The organism is Haloparvum sedimenti, from assembly GCF_001462205.1.
Taxonomy (GTDB): Archaea; Halobacteriota; Halobacteria; order Halobacteriales; family Haloferacaceae; genus Haloparvum; species Haloparvum sedimenti.
Genome location: NZ_LKIR01000126.1, coordinates 1 through 16,519 on the forward strand (window position 1 = coordinate 1; position 16,519 = coordinate 16,519).

Sequence of the window (16,519 nt, forward strand, 5' to 3'; positions counted from 1 at the left end):
TGGCCCGAAGACACGCCTGTGGAGACTGCGCTCCCTACGGACACCACTACGGTGTCTGCAAAGCGCGTCGTTGAAACAGGAAGCCTCGGGGCTTGACCCCGAGGCGATTCACGCGATCCGAGAAGATAACTGAGGAGTTTTTACCGTGCCGTCCGACGACCACGTATGACGACAGATCCGGTGCGGGTGGGTGTGCTGTCGCTACACAACAGTAAGGAGACGAAAGCGATCCTCAACGCGGTCGAGGACCTTGGCCACGAGCCGGTGTGGCTCAGACAGGAGAACGCGGCGATCTCCGTCGAGGACGGCGAGGTGACCATCGAGCCCGAAGTGGACGTTGTCGCCAACCGGCTGCTGCTGTCGAACACCGAACAGCCCGCGGAGCTTCTGGGGCTGGCGTCCACGTTCGAGCGCATCAAGCCGATGCTCAACGAGCCGAACAACGTGCTCGGCGCGGTCCACAAGTTCGCGACTGCGGCGACGCTCGCGGACTGGAACATCCGCGTCCCGGACGCGCTGCTGGCGCTCTCGAACGACCGGCTCAACGAGGACCGCGAGCGGTTCGGCGACGTGGGCGTCTACAAGACCGCCATCGGCACCCACGGCGGCGGCACGTGGAAGGTGGACCTCACCGAACGCGTTAACCCGAAGGTCGGCAACCGGCAGGCGTTCCTCCAGAAGCTGATCGAGCGCGACTCGGAGAAGCACCGCGACCTCCGCGTCTACACCGTGGGGGACGAGATCGTCGGCTCGATGTACCGTTACGCGCCCGAGGGCGACTGGCGGACGAACGTCGCGCTCGGCGGCGCCGTCGAGGACGCGACCGACGACATGCCCGAGGAGGCCGCCGAGACCGCCCTCTACGCGGCCGAGGTGATGAACCTGGACTACGCCGGGGTCGACCTCGTCGAGGGGTACGACGGCTGGTACGTGCTCGAGGTGAACCCGACCGCGGGCTTCAAGGGACTGTTCGCGGCCACCGGCACGAGCCCCGCGCCGTACATCGCCAAGCACGCCATCGAGCGCGTCGACGGCGAGGTCGACGACGAGGATGTCGAACGGATCGCCGGACAGCTCGACGACTCACGCCCCTCCTCGGCGCCGGAGCCGAAGGCGACACCCGACGAGCTACCCATGATCGGCTACATCGAGGAGGTCGTCGTGACCGGGACCTCCGGCTCCACGCAGGCGCTGGCGAAGTCCGACACCGGCGCGACCCGGACCAGCATCGACACGAAGCTCGCGGCCGAGATCGGCGCCGGCCCGATCAAGAGCATGACGCGCGTGAAGTCCGGGAGCGTGAAGTCCGGGAAGGCGCGGCCGGTCGTCGACCTGGTCATCGGCATCGGCGGCAACCAGCACACCGTCACCGCCAGCGTCGAGGACCGGAGCCACATGGACTACCCGCTCCTCCTCGGCCGCGACATCCTCGAGAACTACCGCGTCGACGTGCGCCGACGCGCCGACGCGGACGCGCAGGAGGAGAAGGAAGTGAAGCGGTACATCGAGGAGTAGCCCTCGGCGCTCGACCGTTCACGGAGCACCGCGCGAACCCTTTTACCCGATACCGCGCCACCCGCCCCGTGACCTGACGACGCGCTCCGCGGCGAACTCGGCGGGCGTCCGGCGCACCGCCGCGGGATCTGACGGTCGCGGACTCCCGGGTCCGCGGGCGACCGAAGCGCCGGCTGTTCGCCACGCCCGAACCGCTGCCGGGGCCTCCGGTCAGTTCTCGTAGGCCGCCCAGATGTACCGTGTCCCGTAGCTCCGGTAGGGGTGCCACCCGTCGCCGATCTCGCGCATCTCCGACCGCGAGAGCTCCGCCCCGTCCGCGTACACCTGCTCGATCCCCTTCCGCAACGCCAGGTCGCCCAGCGGCAGCACGTCCTCGCGCCCGAGGACGAAGATCAGGAACATGTCCGCGGTCCACGCGCCCACGCCGCGGATCGCGGTCAACTCCTCGCGGACCTCGTCGTCCGAGAGCCCCGTCAACCGGTCGCGCGAGAGGCCGTCCTCGCCCTCGAACGCCGCGGCCGCCGATCGGAGATAGTCGACCTTCGTCCCGCTGAGCCCCGCCTCGCGGAGCGCGCCCTCGTCGGCCGCCAGCACCGCGGCCGGCGTCACCTCGTCGTCCAGCAGGCCGAACGCGCGCTCTCGGATCGCGGCCGCGGAGGCGGTCGAGAGCTGCTGGTTGATGATCGAGACGCAGAGCCGCCGGAACGCGTCCGCGGCCGGTTCGACCGATAGCGGGCCGTGTCTGTCCAGAAGCGGCGCCAGCGTCTCGTCGCTCCGCAGCGTCGCGGCCACGTCGGGGTCGAGCCCGTCCGCCGGGTCCGGATCGTCGGTCGTCACGCCCGGGAGTCGGGGAGCAACGCTCAAACGCTTTTCGCGGCTGCCCCGACCACGTGGAGAAACTCCTCCATCGTTGTTCGTTTCAAAAAGGGAAACGTTGAACCGCGGCGCCGCCGACCGCCCGCACATGGAGATCGAAGACGTCGAGCGGGTCACCGTCCTCGGCGCCGGAAACATGGGTCACGGTATCGCCGAGGTCGCCGCACTCGCTGGCTACGAGGTCGTGATGCGCGACATCAAAGAGGAGTTCGTGGAGAGCGGCTACGAACAGATCGAGTGGTCGCTCGACAAGCTCGCCGAGAAGGACCAGATCTCGTCGGCCGACGCGGAGGCCGCGCTCGACCGCGTCACGCCGCTCGTCGACGTGGAGGAGGCGGTCTCGGACGCCGACGTGGTGATCGAGGCCGTCCCCGAGAAGATGGAGATCAAGAAGGACGTGTACGCGGAGATCGAACAGCACGCGCCGGAGGAGGCGGTCTTCGCCACGAACACGTCCAGCCTCTCGATCACGGAGCTTTCGGAGGTCACCGACCGTCCCGCGCAGTTCTGCGGGATGCACTTCTTCAACCCGCCGGTCCGGATGCAGCTCGTCGAGGTCATCTCGGGCGCACACACCGACGACGCGACGCTGGACCTGATCGAGGACCTCGCCGAGGAGATGGGCAAGACGCCGGTCCGGGTCCGGAAGGACAGCCCCGGATTCATCGTCAACCGCATCCTCGTCCCACTGATGAACGAGGCGGCGTGGATCGTCGAGGCCGGCGACGCCACCATCGAACAGGTCGACTCCACGACCAAGTTCGAGATGGGCCTCCCGATGGGCTCGTTCGAGCTCGCGGACCAGGTCGGCATCGACGTCGGCTATCACGTCCTCGACTACATGCACTCGGAGTTGGGCGAGGCCTATCGCCCGTGCCCGTTGCTCGTCGAGAAGGTCGAGAAGGACGAGCTCGGCAAGAAGGCCGGCAAGGGGTTCTACGATTACGAGAACGGCGGCGTCGACATCCCGACGGACGCCGCGCGCGACGACGTGCGCGACCGCCTGCTCGCGGTCATGGCCAACGAGGTCGCGGGCCTGATCGCGAACGACGTGGCCGACGCCGAGGCGATCGACCGCGCGGTGATGCTCGGCGCCGGGTTCCCGGACGGGCCGGCGAAGCTGGCCGACAACGCGGGGATCGGCGGGCTCGTCGACACGCTCGACGAGCTTCACGAGGCGACCGGCGAGGAGCGCTACGAGGCCGTCGACTACCTCCGCGAGGCCGCGGCCGCGGGCGGCTTCTACGGCGCGGGCGACGCGGACGGGAACGGCCCCGAGGGGGCGGACTACGACACGCTCGAGGTGAGCGTCGAGGACCGCGTCGGACGGATCACGCTCGACCGGCCGCACCGGATGAACACGATAAGCGCCGAGCTGCTCGACGAGCTCGCGGACGCCATCGACGCGCTCGACGCGGACGACGACGTGCGGGCGATCCTGCTGACGGGCGCCGGCGACCGCGCGTTCTCCGCGGGCGCCGACGTACAGAGCATGGCGGCCGGCGGCGCCGACCCCATCTCCGCGGTCGAGCTCTCCCGGAAGGGCCAGGAGACGTTCGGCAAGCTGGAGGAGTCGGACAAGCCGGTCGTCGCGGGCATCGACGGCTACTGTCTCGGCGGCGGCATGGAGCTCGCGACCTGCGCGGACTTCCGGGTCGCCTCCGCGCGCTCCGAGCTCGGCCAGCCGGAGCACAACCTCGGCCTCCTGCCCGGCTGGGGCGGCACCCAGCGGCTCGCCCGCATCGTCGGCGAGGGGCGCGCCAAGGAGATCATCTTCACCGCCGACCGCTACGAGGCGGAGACGCTGGAGGAGTACGGCTTCCTCAACGAGGTCGTCGGGAACGAGGAGCTGGCGGACCGCGCGGTCGAACTCGCCGAGGACCTCGCCGCGGGCCCGCCGATCGCACAGAAGTACACCAAGCGCGCGATGCACGCCGGCCGGACCGACGCCGAGGCCGGCCTCCAGGTGGAGTCCCAGGCGTTCGGCCACCTGATGAACACGGACGACCTGATGGAGGGCGTCACGGCGTTCATGGGCGACGGCGAACCGGAGTTCGAGGGGAAGTAGTTCCGGTCCGCGGTTCGGCTTTTTTACTCAGGGCGGTGGAGACGTCGACGATGGCGAAACGGTATCGGAGCGGTTGGTGGCTCGAGCTGAAGTATCACCGGGAGGGGTGGACACAGGCCGAAATTGCGGACGAGTGCGGCGTGTCCGCTCGGACGGTCCGAAAGTGGATGGAGAGGCGGGGGATAGAGACGAGGGATCTCGTCGGTGAGGACCACCCGCTGTACGGGACGAGTCGCGACGACGACGTGAGACGACGAATCGCGGAGACAATGGCGGGGCGAGAGTTCTCCGAGGATGAACGGAAACGACTCGCGGAGGGCCAGCGCGGGCGGACGCTCACACGTTCGACGCGCGAGAAGATCGGCGAGGCGCTCTCGGGTCGTCAGCTTCCCGAGTCGACGCGGCAGAAAATGAGCGAGTCGCGGTCGGGTCGCTCGAACCCGATGTGGCGAGGCGGAGGGACCCTCAGATACGGACCCGGCTGGACGCGGGCACGTCGCGAGGCCCGGTCGCGGACGTCCGCTTGCGCCAACTGCGGGCACGATGGGGACGAATACCGACTCGAGGTCCACCACATCGTTCCGGTCCGGCTTTTCGACCGATCGGACACCCATCAACTCAGCGATGCACACGTACAGGGCAATCTCGTCGTGCTCTGCAAACGGTGTCACGCTCGGGCCGAACACGGCGACCTCTCCTTCGAACCCTCTCTCGAAACCGACATCCCTGAGGGGTACGACGAGTTGAATTGACTGGATTTATATATCCATGCTCCCTCCGTCGAGACGCGAGAGGGTAATCGCTCGCTTGGTGTAGCCCGGCCAATCATATCGGCCTTTCGAGCCGATGACAGGGGTTCAAATCCCCTAGCGAGCACTTCTGTCGCCGCTGACCGGCGAGTTGCGGCGCCGTCCGTGCCACCGTTCCTGTCCTGTCGTCACCGCTCCCGTCCTGCGGTCCCCCCGACCGCGGCAGAACGATATTTATGCACTGCCTCGCTACCGGCTGGTGTGTCACGCGCCCGGTTCCTCCCTTCCGTCTCCGACACGTCCGCGAGCTCCGCCACGCCCGCGAGAGCGCTGCTCGCGGCCGCGACCGCCATCGCGGCGGTCGCGACCGCGGGGAGCCTCTACTTCAGCGAGGTGCTGGGGCTGGTCCCCTGCGAGTTCTGCTGGTACCAGCGCATCCTGATGTACCCGCTCGTCGTCGTGCTCGGCGTGGCGGCCCTCGAGGGGCGGTCCGGGGTCTGGCGGACGGCGCTCCCGCTGTCGACGCTCGGCGTCGGAATCGCGGCGTACCACACCTACCTCCAGCTGTCCCCCGGCGTCTCCTGCGGCGTCGGCGGCGCGTGCTCGGCGATCCTCTGGGAAGGGTTCTTCGTGTTCACCATCCCTCGGCTCTCGCTGGTTGCGTTTCTGCTCATCAGCGCGGTGCTGGGGGCGGTATGGCGGCGGGACCGCGGCGAGGGGTGACTGCGGCGAACGACGGGCGTGGGGAGCGCCGCCTTCGGCCGCCGACGAGCGCGACGCTTTCAAGCCCCGCCGTCCAACGCGGGGTATGAGCTTCCCGGAGCCGCCCGGCGGCTGGCGCGTCTGGAACGAGGAGTCCGAGGGGCGCGTCATCCTCGCGTACCGGCCCGACGTGTTCACCGAGGACGCGTTCCCGGCCGCGTGTCTCCCGACCATTTATCTCACGAACGGCTCCAGAAAGCGACGCCCAGGCGCGGGCCAGTACGAGACGGACGAGTGGCACGTCGTCCTCTTCCTGGAACCCGAGATCGAGGCGCTCGCGGAGACGTACGACGACCGCGCGGACGCGGTCGCGGGCGCGCTCGATGCGGCGTCACGGTTCGACGAGGGCGACGTGGACTACCGCGACGCGTATCAGGTGCCGCGAGAGGAGTACTTCGAGCGGTTGGACGAGTTGACCGGTCGCGAGGAGTGAGCGTCCCGGCCGCCGGTCCGCTCCGCGGTCACTCCATGTACAGCGAGTAGAAGATCACCGCGAAGCCGACGGCGGTGAGCGCGCTGTCGATGGCGACGCCGACGCTCACCTCGACGCCGATTATCTGGTGGAGGATCCCTCCCACGAGCGCGCCGAAGGTGACGATGCCGAACCCCGTGCCGAGGGCCCGCAGCGAGGGGTCACCCGTCCGGCCGTACGCGCGGAGCGCGTAGTAGGTGATGCTCCCACCCAGAAGCAGGATGGCGGTCTTCGCGACGATCAACAGCAGTGACTCGTACATCATCTCAGGTTTCCTCCCGGACCTGTGACCAGAGGTGTGCCAGCCGCTCGTCGGCACCGCCCTCCGGCCGTTCGAACTCGACGACCAGGTCCCTGTCGTCGGTCAGCCCGACGGTGACGGACTCGAACGCGACCGCGTACCGCGTCGTGTGTTGGCCGTCCCGCCGTATCTCGGTCGATTCGTTCAGCAGCTCCGCGTCCGTCATCGCGTCCAGTTTCCGGTAGGTGGTCGACAGCGGGATGTCGCACTCCTCGGAGATCTGGCTCGCGGTCATCGGCTCCTCGAGCGCGGCGATGATGCGCTGTGCGGCGTCGTCGCTCAACACGTCCAGTACGTCGCTCGGCGGCGGCGGCTCCTCTCGACGCGACGGGTCCCGCACCATACCCAGACGTTCCAGTCAAGACGGTTAAATCATCTGCGATGCGTCCGCGCCGTCGGTGACTGCCGGGGCCGGTCACCGTCGGGGAGGTCGGTTCGGTCGAGATGTGTGACGAGCGTGAGAGAGCTCCCAGTAAAAGGCCGTCCCCGGTTCTCGCCGGCACGGAACCGGTTTTTGAGTATTCGCACGTCGAGGTGACGTGCGGGGATCTGAGTCGCTGCGGTCGAGCGGGTTTCCGAGCGAAACGCCTATTCTGTCGGCGTCCGACCGTCGGATATGGTCTCCCGGGAAAACCGCGTGATCGCCGTCTGTCTCGCGGTGGCCGTGCTCCTGCTGTTCGGGCTGAACGCCGTGACCGACCCGCCGTCGTGGGCGATCCTCGCCGTCCTCCTCGGGGTGGGCGTCGTCGTTCCGACGCTCGTCAACGAGTACCGCAGCCGCCACGGAGCGTGATCTTCCGCAGTCGGTCGTTCGTGCGGGTGCCGACCGCTCCGGCCGCCTGCAGTTCCGGTCGCCTACAGCTCCAGATCCGAAAGCCGCGCGCGGGCGTCGGCCAGCGCGCCCTCGTCGTTTTCCTGTAGGTACTCCCCGACCTCGTTGGCGGCACGGACCAGCACCTCCGCGTCTCGGGGCTCCACGTCGCCCTGTAGCGACTCGACGCGGTTGATCCGGTCGCGGAGCGACCCGAGCGCGTCCCGCGCCTCGGCGTCCGGATACTCGTCCAGATAGGTCCGGAGGTCGTCCCGGTAGGCGGCGACCGCGTTCGCGACCGCGAGCCCGCGCGCGGCGTGCATGTTCGGTGGCACGTCCTCCGGGTCGGGCCGCTCGCCGTCGTCGGCGTTCGACAGCAGTTCGAGCAGGTACGTCCGGTCGTCGTCGGTCGGGTCGCGGAGCCGGTCGTACACGTCCACGGCCTGCAGCAGTTCGCGGGCCGCGAGCACGCCCTCGTCGAGCGGCAGGAGGTCCCCGCCGCGGACGAACCCGCGCCGGCTGAGGTACTCCCGGAGGTCGCGTTTGAGGTCGCTGACCCCCTCCACGGGCAGCGTCCCGGCGGCGTCGCCGAAGCGCTCGCGGTGGGGGGCCAAGTCCAGCTCCGCTGGCGCATCGGTGTGGAGCGCCCGGTCGCCGACGCCGACGCTCCGGAGGCTCCCGCACTCGGGACAGGCGGTGTCACCCGTCTCGTAGTAGGACCACCGCGCGCCGCACTCCTTGCACTCGCGCTCGCCGCGGACTTTCATGCCCGTCAGTTCGCTCGCTGGGGGGTAAAGCCCTGCGTCCGCGGTCACGTCGCGAAGCCGTGAGCGGGGTCGGTTCGGAGGTGGTCTCTCGACACGGTCGCGGAGGCCAACCATTTGTACCCGCGGCGAGAACCTCGGGGGCATGACCGACCACGACCTCGCGCCGGAGGTGGAGGAGACCGCCGAGGCCATCGCCTCGATGGAGGTCCGCGGCGCGGCCACCATCGCGGGCGCGGCCGCCGACGCGCTGGCGGCACAGGCTCGCGCGACGGACGCCGAGGACGCCGACGAGTTCCGCGCGACGATGCGCGCCGCAGGACGCCGACTCCACGAGACGCGGCCGACCGCCGTGTCGCTGCCGAACACGCTGCGTTACGTGCTCCGTCGGATGGACGGCGCCGACGCCGCGACCGTCCGCGAGAACGTCCTCGCGGCGGCCGCGGAGTTCGACGACCGACTCGACGCCGCACAGGACGACCTCGGACAGATCGGCGCCAACCGCCTTCAGGACGGCGACACGATCATGACCCACTGCCACTCCACGGACGCGCTCTCGTGCGTGGAGGCGGCCCTCGACCAGGGCAAGGAGATCTCGGCCATCGTCAAGGAGACGCGGCCGCGTAACCAGGGCCACATCACCGCGGAGGCGCTCCGGGAGATGGGCGTCCCGGTCACCCTGATCGTCGACTCCGCCGCGCGCCGGTACCTCGACGAGGTCGACCACGTGCTCGTGGGCGCCGACTCGATCGGGGCCGACGGCTCCGTGATCAACAAGATCGGCACCTCCGGGCTGGCGGTCAACGCCCGCGAGCGCGGCGTCCCGATCATGACCGCCGCGCAGACGATCAAGCTCCACCCGGAGACGCTGGCGGGCCACACCGTCGAGATCGAGATGCGCGACGAGGCGGAGGTGATCGCCGAGGACGCCCGAGAGGCCATCGGCGAGGTAACCGTCGAGAACCCCGCCTTCGACGTGACGCCGCCGCGGTACATGGACGCCATCGTCACCGAGAGCGGCCAGTTCCCGCCCGAGAGCATCGTCACGCTGATGCGCGAGCTGTTCGGTGAAGGGGCGACGGAGCCGTGGGCCGAGACGTGAGCGACGCGGATGCGGGGCGCGGCGCGGTGGAGAGGGGCGACGCCGAGCGCGACCCCCCGTCCGTCCTCTGTGCCGGCCACATCAACTGGGACGTGACGATGCAGGTCGCCCGACTTCCCGAGCCCGACGGCGAGCAGCGCATCGACCACCTCCAGCAGGCCGGCGGGGGCAGCGCCGCCAACGTCGCGGTCGGACTGACCGGGCTCAACGCCGAGACGCTGCTGTTCGGGAGCGTGGGCGGCGACGACTCCGGCGCGCTCGCGCTCCAGGAGCTGGACCGCGCGGGCGTCGACCCCGGCAACGTGATGGTGGCGAACGACCGGGCCACCTCGGTGAAGTACCTCATCGTCGACGAGACGGGCGAGGTGATGGTGCTCGCCAACGAGGGGGCCAACGAGGCGTTCGGCGCGACCGATTTGGATCCCGGGAGCCTCGCCGAGAGCGACCACCTCCACCTCACGGGACAGAACGCCGCCTCCGCGAGCGACTTGGCCGCCCTCGCGCACGAACACGGGGTGCCGGTGAGCTTCGATCCCGGGAGACAGGTAGGGAACCGGGCCTACGCGGACGCCATCGCGGCGAGCGACCTGCTGTTCCTGAACGATCGCGAGGCGGCCGCCCTCAACCGGTCCGGGACGCTCGACCCCGAGATTCCCGAGTCGACCGCGCTCGTCGTCAAGCTCGGCGCGGGCGGCGCGGAGGTCCGGCTCCCGGGCGGCGAGCGCGTGCACGCACCCGCCTACGACGTGGACGTGGTGGACACGACCGGCGCGGGCGACGCGTTCGCCGCCGGCTTCCTCGGCGCCTGCTTCGAGTCCGCGCGGAACCACGAGCCGGAACGCGAGGTCGACGGCGGCGGGCGCGCCGCCGGGGGCGTCGGCGGACGCACCGCGGAGACCGCGTCGGAAACGGACGCCGACCGCCCACGCGGGATCCCCGGCACCGAGGCCCCTCACCTCCGCGACGCCGACCTGCCGTACGCGCTCGGGATCGCCAACGCCGCCGGTGCGCTCGCGGCGCGCGAACGCGGCGCCCGGACGACGCTCACCTGGGAACGCATCGACGCGTTTCTCGCCGAGCACGCCTGATCCGGGGAGACGTTCGACGCCGCGCTCGCCCGTCGAGCAGCGCCGGATTCCCGAGGCCCGGGACGGTCCGACAAGGGTTTGCCCGCCTTTCCCCAATTGCGGGCAATGGATCGCCGCATCCTGTTCGCGTCGCTCGTGATCGGTGCCGCCGTCGTGGCCGGCGTGGGAACCGCGGTCTTCGCGTTCGTGGGGGCCGACGGCGGCGCGACCGAACCGACCGTCCTCTGGGAGACCGAGCCGACCGACGATGCCGTCACGGCCCACGAGTCGGCCGTGGCGACGACCGACGGGGAGGTCCGGATCGCGATTCCGCTCGTCGCGGAGGGGGACGCCTGTACGCTCCGCGTCGTCGACGGTGCGGGCGAGTCCGCCTGGAACGCGTCCCTCCCCGCGGACGCCTGCGACGCGGACGGCGGGACCGGCGGAGCACCGAGCGGCGGCGTGACCGCTGGGACGGTCGGCGGCGAGCCGGCGTTCGTTCTGACGACCGCGGAGCCGGGGGTCCGGGCGCTCGCTGCGGCCGACGGCGCGCCGCTGTTCGAGGCCGGTCTAGACGCTCCGAGCTCGGCTCCGCCGGCGGTCGGCGACGTGACGGGCGACGGCGCGAACGAGGTCGCGGTCGGGACCACGGCCGGAACGCTCCGCGTGCTCGACGCCGACGGGGGGACGGCGTGGACGCGCGAGGTGGACGGTCCGGTCGGACTGCCGCCGCTCGTGGGGTCGTTCTCCGACGACGGCGGGGCGACGAGCGACGCGGACCCCGCGGTCGTCGTCTCCGCCGGCGGCGAGGACGGGTCGTACGTCCGCTTCGACGGCGCGGGCGAGCGCGTCTGGACCGCGCCGAGGAACGGAACGCCGACTGCGTGGACGGCCGCCGAGACGCGGCGCGGCGCGGTGCTCGCCGTCGGGACCGAGGAGGGATCGATCGCCACGATCGAGACGGTCGACGGGGGGACGCGGTTCGACGCGCGCCTGCAGGGCACGTCGATCGCTCCCGGGGGGACGGACGCCGGCCGGGTCGCGGTCGGCGGCACCGGCGCCGTCTGGGCGGTCGACTTGCTCGACGGCGAAGTCGTCTGGAAACAGCAGTTCGGCGGGGACGCCCCCGTCGCACCCCCCGCGACCGGCGACGTCACCGGCGACGACACGCCCGAGACGGTCGCCGTCACCGAGACGGGCTCCGTCGTCGCGATGAACCGGGACGGCGGGGTCCTCGCCCGCGGCGTCGTCGACGCGACGGTCGAGGTCCGTCCCCTCCTGGTGGACCTGAACGACGACGGGGACCGGGAGGTCGTCCTGCTGGCGAGCGACGGTCGGGCGATCGCGCTCGACGTCTGAGACGGTTCTACGCGCCCCCGACACAGCCGACAGAAATGCCTCGCCGCGACCGCCCGATCAGGGGAGCGTCACGTCGACGCCGGTCTGCTCGCTGGCGGCCTTGAGAGTGTTGTACAGGAGCATCGCGCGCGTCATTGGGCCGACGCCGCCGGGGACCGGCGTGATCTTGCCGGCGACCTCGCTCGCGGAGTCGTAGTCAACGTCGCCGACCAGCTCGTACCCCTTCTCCGTGTCGGCGTCGACGCGGTTGATGCCCACGTCGATCACCGTCGCGCCCTCTTTGAGCTGGTCCCCGTCGATGAACTCGGGGAGGCCGGCGGCCGCGACGACGATGTCGGCGGTCGCGAGCTTCGCGTCGAGGTCCTCGGTCCGGGAGTGACAGACCGTCACCGTCGCGTTCCCCTGCGGCGCCTTCTGGAGCAGGAGGTTCGCCATCGGCTTGCCGACGATGTCCGAGCGGCCGACCACGACCGCGTCCGCGCCCTCCGTCTCCACGTCGTACGCCTCGAGCAGCTTCTGGACGCCGTGGGGGGTGCAGGGCTTGAACCGCGCGTTCCCGGCGACGAGTCGGCCGACGTTCTCTGGATGGAAGCCGTCCACGTCCTTCTCGGGGCGGACCCGGCGCAGGACCTCCCGCTTGTCGACGTGGTCCGGGAGCGGGAGCTGGACGAGGATCCCGTGGACCGACTCGTCGGCGTTCAGCTCGTCGATGGTCGCGTACAGCTCCTCGGCGGGCGCCTCGGGGTCGACCTCGACGTGGATCCCCTCGATGCCGACCTCCTCGCAGTCGCGCTGCTTCATCGAGACGTACGTCTCGCTCGCCGGATCGTCGCTCATCAGCACGGTGGCGAGCCCCGGCTCGACGCCCGCGGCCGCGAGGTCGTCGACGCGGTCGGCGATCTCGGCGCGGATCTCGCCCGCGACGGCGTCGCCGTCGATGATCTCGGTCATACCCGACTGTGACGCGGCCGCGGGTAAAAGCGCACGGGATCGTGTCTATTCTCACCTCTCGAGGAGACAGAAATATGCACAGAAATGCATTTATCGGCGCCGGTCGGACCTCCCGGCCTGCTGACTGGAAGCGGTGAGGATCGGGGCTGTTTAGTCGACCGAGGGTGGACGGACGCCGTAGCAATGGCTGATTCCGCAACCGACGAGGATCCCGCGGCGGGCTTCGGCGGGTCGGACGCGGACGACGGGCCGGCGATGGAGTTCTACGGCGGGCGGGGCGCGAGCGCGTTCCCCATCGCCTTCTTCATCGTCTGGGCGGTCGTCCAGACGGCGCTTTTGCGCGTCTCCGACACCACCGGGCTCGTGGCCGGCATGTTGCTCGGCCTCATCGCCGGGATGTTCCTCGTGAAGGGCTCGTGGACCGGGTACGCGAACACCATCTTCGACGGCATGACCCAGCGCGTCGCCGCCACCGCCATCGTGGCGTGGATGTGGGCGGGGATGTTCACGGAGACGCTGCAGGCCGGCGGCTTCGTCGGCGGACTGGTCTGGATCGCCGACCTGCTCGGCGTCGGACCGACCGTCTTCCCCGCCGTGACGTTCGTGCTCGCGGCCGTCCTCGCGACGGGCATCGGCACGGGCTACGGCACCGCCGTCGCGTTCGTCGGCCTGTTCTTCCCGGCGGGCGTCCTGCTTGGCGCGAGCCCCGTACTGACGTTCGGCGCGATCCTCTCCGGGGCCATCTTCGGCGACAACCTCGCGCCGGTCTCGGACACGACTATCGTCTCCGCGGTGACCCAGGACGCCGACATCGGCGGCGTCGTCGCCTCGCGGTTCAAGTACGCGATCGTCGCCGCCGGGATCGCGCTCCCGGCGTACGTGGTCGCGAGTTCGCTCATGCCGGGCATCGAGGTCGCGGGCGACCCGCGGCAGGTGCTGCTGGAGGGCGCGCGCCCGCTCGCCTTGGTCCACCTGCTCTCGGTCGGGGTCGTCATCGCGACCGCGGTCGCCGGCCGGCACATCATCGAGGCCATCTCGTGGGGGATCATCGTCGCCGCGGCGCTGAACCTCCTGCTCGGCCTCTCCTCGGCCGCGGACATCCTGCTGTTCCGCGCGCCCGCCGACGCGCCCGCCGCGGACCTCCTCGGCGGACTGCCGATCGTCGAGGTCGTCTCCGACCCGAGCAACGTCGGCGTCGGCGGCTCCATCTACGCCGGCGCGGCCGGCTTCTTCGCGCTCTCGATCCTCGTCCTCCTGATCATCGCGGCCGCGCAGATCATGATCGAGGGCGGCGCGTTCGAGGCGATGCTGGACTGGTCGATCGAGCATCTCGCCACGTCGGTCCGGCGCGCCGAGCTGACGATGGTCGGCGTCGCGGCGCTGGTCAACGCGGCGATCACGATCAACACCGCCGCGGAGATCGCCATCGGGCCGTACATCGCCAAGATCGGCGAGCGGTTCAACATCAACGGCTACCGCCGCGCGAACATCCTCGACGCCCAGACCGCGGCGCTCGGCTACATCTTCCCGTGGTCCGGCGGCGTCCTCGCGGGCTACACCGCGATGACTGGGCTGCCCGACACGTTCGACTGGATCGATCAGGGGATGCTCGTCAACCCCGCCGAGGTGTGGCCGTTCGTCTTCCACGGCTGGGTGCTCGTGGCGGTGTTCGTCGTCGCCGCGCTCACCGGCTTCGGGCTGGAGTACGTTCCCGACCGCGAGAGCGAGGAGGTGGCCCGCGCATGAGCCTGTTCGAGAAGTACCTGAAGGGCTGGTCGTTCCGCACCAACACGCCCACGCTGGAGCCGGGCGCGACGGTGAACGTCTTCGTCACGGAGTACGACCCCGCGAGCGGGGAGGGGATCGCGTTCGTCGGCGACACCGAGTTGCGCGTCGAGAACTTCGACCCCGAGGCCCTCGACGGCCTCGTCGCGGTCCGCGTCGTGGAGTTCGACGCGGAGCGGTCCGTCGGCCGCGGCGAGTTCCGCGAGGTCGTCGGCGAGACGGCTTACGAGGTGTAGGGCGGCGTCGGACCCCGTATCGGCGCGCGGCCGCCGGGGTCCGGACGCGCCCCCACGGTCCCGCCACCGACAGCGTTTTTCGCGGCCGGCGTCTGGCTCCCTCCGTGACGCTTCGGGGCCCCATCGTGGACGTCGGCGACGTGCGCACCGTCTCGACCCAGTACGGCGACCGCGAGGTCTGCGAGCTCCGCGTGCGCCCCGACGAGGGCGCCGGCGACCCCGTGCGGGTGACGCTGTGGGGCAAGTGGACCCACACCGGCGAACACGCCGAGGTCGGGATGGAGCTGCTGGTGACCGACCCCGAGGAGGACGACTTCGGCGACGAGGCGGGGTACACCACCTCGGAGGAGTCGTGGGTCGTCCTCGAACCGGACTTCCTCGTGGACGTGACGGGCGTCCGCTCGTGGGTGCAGTGCCCCCGGATGTACTACCTGAACAAGCTCTCGGGGATCCCGCTGAACTACCCCGTGGTGAAGGGGACCGTCGTCCACGAGGTGTTCGGCGACCTGCTGCGCGGCGTCGACCTCGACGAGGCGGTCGCGGACCGCGTCGAGGAGGCCGGCCTCGAACTCGGGCTGCTCGGCTACGAGCCGACCGAGGTGGAAGACGAGGTGCGGCGGAACGCGGCCGCCGTGGAGGGGTGGCTCGAACAGGGGACGCTGACGGAGACGGACACGTGGCGCTCGGAGTACACCCTCATCTCGCCGACGTTCGGGTTGAAGGGCCGCGCGGACGCGCTCCGGCGCGGCGCGCCCGTGGAGCTGAAGACGGGCAAGAACACCAAGCGCGAACCGCGGTTCCACGACAAGATGCAGGCGGCCTGCTACGCGCTGATGTTGGCCGACCGCGGTGAGACGCCCGACACCGGGACGCTGCTGTACACGAAGAACACCGCGCTGGACCGCAACGAGGAGACCGGCGACCTCTCGCCGGCCAAGGAGTTCTCGGTCGGGACGGGCCTGCTGAAGTTCGTCGTCCGCACGCGAAACGAGCTCGCGGCGATGGAGTGGCGGACGCTCAACGACCCGGACCCCGAGGCCGGCATCCCGACCGGCTACGAGGCGGACGCCAAGTGTCAGTACTGCTTCGAGCAGGACACCTGCATGGTCGTCTCCGGGCGCCTGAATCAGGAGTCGAAGGCCGGCCAGATCGGCGAGCCCCTGCCCGAGGAGGAGCGCGCGTACCTCTCGCGGTTCTACCGCGCGCTGGAGGAGGAGCGCCGCGAGACCCACGCCGAGTACAGGAAGCTCTGGGAGCAGACCGCCGCCGAGCGCGCCGAGGACGACCGCGCGCTGATCGATCTCGACCCCCGCGGGCAGACCGAGATCGAGGGCGGGCGCTGGCGGCTCCGCGCGGCCAAACCCGGCGACGCGGTCTCGAAGCTCCGCGAGGGCGACGTGGCGCTCGCCTCCGACGGCGACCCCGTCGCGGGCCACGCGGAACTCGGCCGGATCACGAGCCTCGGCGAGGACGAGGTCGTCGTGGAGACCGACGAGCCGGTCGAACTCCGGCGACTCGACGTCTACCCCTCCGAAATCTCGGTCGACCGGTCGCTGACCGCGCTCCACGACGCGGTGCTGAAGGGGGACGAGCGCCGGAAGGACGTGCTGTTCGGGCGCCGCGACCCCGCGTTCTCCGAGGCGCCCGCGGACCGTGCCCCATTTATCGACAACAACGAGGCGCAGAACGAGGCCGTGGCGC

The 16,519-nt window shown here is 70.4% G+C and carries 17 protein-coding genes, 1 tRNA gene and 1 pseudogene; 14 read left to right on the forward strand and 5 right to left on the reverse strand.

Annotated features, from left to right (window positions below; translation table 11 throughout):
* A pseudogene (locus AN233_RS18395) lies at positions 1–96 on the forward strand (RNA-guided endonuclease InsQ/TnpB family protein); the annotation flags it as partial.
* A gap of 69 nt (positions 97–165) precedes the next feature.
* Entirely contained in the window at positions 166–1,515 is a 1,350-nt protein-coding gene (locus AN233_RS09420) for a putative ATP-dependent zinc protease (RefSeq protein WP_058366538.1), read from the forward strand.
* 210 nt (positions 1,516–1,725) lie between these two features.
* Here the strand turns inward: AN233_RS09420 and AN233_RS09425 are convergent, their stop codons facing one another.
* Positions 1,726–2,352 (reverse strand): DNA-3-methyladenine glycosylase family protein, encoded by a 627-nt coding sequence (locus tag AN233_RS09425; protein WP_058366539.1) that lies wholly within the window; start codon positions 2,350–2,352, stop codon positions 1,726–1,728.
* A gap of 127 nt (positions 2,353–2,479) precedes the next feature.
* Here AN233_RS09425 and AN233_RS09430 point away from each other — a divergent pair, with 127 nt between their 5' ends.
* The 5 genes from AN233_RS09430 to AN233_RS09450 all read left to right on the forward strand — a co-directional run bounded on the left by AN233_RS09430 (position 2,480) and on the right by AN233_RS09450 (position 6,403).
* Positions 2,480–4,459 (forward strand): 3-hydroxyacyl-CoA dehydrogenase/enoyl-CoA hydratase family protein, encoded by a 1,980-nt coding sequence (locus tag AN233_RS09430; RefSeq protein WP_058366540.1) that lies wholly within the window; start codon positions 2,480–2,482, stop codon positions 4,457–4,459.
* Positions 4,460–4,509: 50 nt separating this feature from the next.
* Positions 4,510–5,211, forward strand: coding sequence for an NUMOD3 domain-containing DNA-binding protein (locus AN233_RS09435; RefSeq protein WP_058366541.1), 702 nt, complete (start codon positions 4,510–4,512; stop codon positions 5,209–5,211).
* Between the two features lie 49 nt (positions 5,212–5,260).
* Positions 5,261–5,335 (forward strand) — tRNA-Glu (locus tag AN233_RS09440).
* 203 nt (positions 5,336–5,538) lie between these two features.
* Positions 5,539–5,931: a disulfide bond formation protein B gene (locus AN233_RS09445; protein ID WP_058366654.1), complete on the forward strand. Its 393-nt coding sequence runs from the start codon at positions 5,539–5,541 to the stop codon at positions 5,929–5,931.
* An 85-nt stretch (positions 5,932–6,016) separates the two neighbouring features.
* Entirely contained in the window at positions 6,017–6,403 is a 387-nt protein-coding gene (locus tag AN233_RS09450) for a DUF5820 family protein (RefSeq protein WP_058366542.1), read from the forward strand.
* Positions 6,404–6,431: 28 nt separating this feature from the next.
* Here the strand turns inward: AN233_RS09450 and AN233_RS09455 are convergent, their stop codons facing one another.
* Together AN233_RS09455 and AN233_RS09460 are read right to left on the reverse strand one after the other, a co-directional pair.
* Positions 6,432–6,707, reverse strand: a complete 276-nt coding sequence (locus AN233_RS09455; RefSeq protein ID WP_058366543.1) for a DUF7521 family protein — start codon at positions 6,705–6,707, stop codon at positions 6,432–6,434.
* 1 nt (position 6,708) lies between these two features.
* Positions 6,709–7,086: a winged helix-turn-helix domain-containing protein gene (locus AN233_RS09460; protein ID WP_058366544.1), complete on the reverse strand. Its 378-nt coding sequence runs from the start codon at positions 7,084–7,086 to the stop codon at positions 6,709–6,711.
* Positions 7,087–7,359: 273 nt separating this feature from the next.
* Between AN233_RS09460 and AN233_RS17330 the strand changes: the two genes are divergently transcribed.
* A complete protein-coding gene (locus tag AN233_RS17330; RefSeq protein ID WP_176696673.1) occupies positions 7,360–7,536 on the forward strand; it encodes a hypothetical protein in 177 nt (58 codons plus the stop codon).
* A gap of 62 nt (positions 7,537–7,598) precedes the next feature.
* Here AN233_RS17330 and AN233_RS09465 read toward each other — a convergent pair whose 3' ends face one another.
* Positions 7,599–8,321 carry a DUF7117 family protein gene (locus AN233_RS09465; RefSeq protein ID WP_058366545.1) on the reverse strand — a complete coding sequence of 241 codons (723 nt, stop codon included), beginning with the start codon at positions 8,319–8,321 and terminating at the stop codon, positions 7,599–7,601.
* A gap of 142 nt (positions 8,322–8,463) precedes the next feature.
* Between AN233_RS09465 and AN233_RS09470 the strand changes: the two genes are divergently transcribed.
* From AN233_RS09470 to AN233_RS09480, 3 genes are all read left to right on the forward strand, one after another.
* Entirely contained in the window at positions 8,464–9,420 is a 957-nt protein-coding gene (locus AN233_RS09470) for a ribose 1,5-bisphosphate isomerase (RefSeq protein WP_058366546.1), read from the forward strand.
* Positions 9,417–10,508, forward strand: coding sequence for a carbohydrate kinase family protein (locus AN233_RS09475; RefSeq protein WP_245626043.1), 1,092 nt, complete (start codon positions 9,417–9,419; stop codon positions 10,506–10,508). The genes AN233_RS09470 and AN233_RS09475 overlap by 4 nt, the downstream gene beginning before the upstream one ends.
* Positions 10,509–10,613: 105 nt before the next feature.
* Complete coding sequence (locus AN233_RS09480) at positions 10,614–11,846, forward strand: outer membrane protein assembly factor BamB family protein (protein ID WP_058366548.1); 1,233 nt, start codon at positions 10,614–10,616, stop codon at positions 11,844–11,846.
* A gap of 57 nt (positions 11,847–11,903) precedes the next feature.
* On the opposite strand, the gene AN233_RS09485 is transcribed toward AN233_RS09480, so the two are convergent.
* Positions 11,904–12,797 (reverse strand): bifunctional methylenetetrahydrofolate dehydrogenase/methenyltetrahydrofolate cyclohydrolase, encoded by an 894-nt coding sequence (locus AN233_RS09485; protein WP_058366549.1) that lies wholly within the window; start codon positions 12,795–12,797, stop codon positions 11,904–11,906.
* 183 nt (positions 12,798–12,980) lie between these two features.
* On the opposite strand from AN233_RS09485, the gene AN233_RS09490 reads away from it, so the two are divergent.
* The 3 genes from AN233_RS09490 to AN233_RS18030 form a co-directional block, all read left to right on the forward strand.
* Positions 12,981–14,543, forward strand: coding sequence for a Na+/H+ antiporter NhaC family protein (locus AN233_RS09490; protein WP_058366550.1), 1,563 nt, complete (start codon positions 12,981–12,983; stop codon positions 14,541–14,543).
* Positions 14,540–14,818: a DUF7513 family protein gene (locus AN233_RS09495; RefSeq protein ID WP_058366551.1), complete on the forward strand. Its 279-nt coding sequence runs from the start codon at positions 14,540–14,542 to the stop codon at positions 14,816–14,818. The genes AN233_RS09490 and AN233_RS09495 overlap by 4 nt, the downstream gene beginning before the upstream one ends.
* Before the next feature lie 104 nt (positions 14,819–14,922).
* Positions 14,923–16,519: PD-(D/E)XK nuclease family protein (locus AN233_RS18030; protein ID WP_245626044.1), on the forward strand; the 1,597-nt coding region annotated here is incomplete at its 3' end.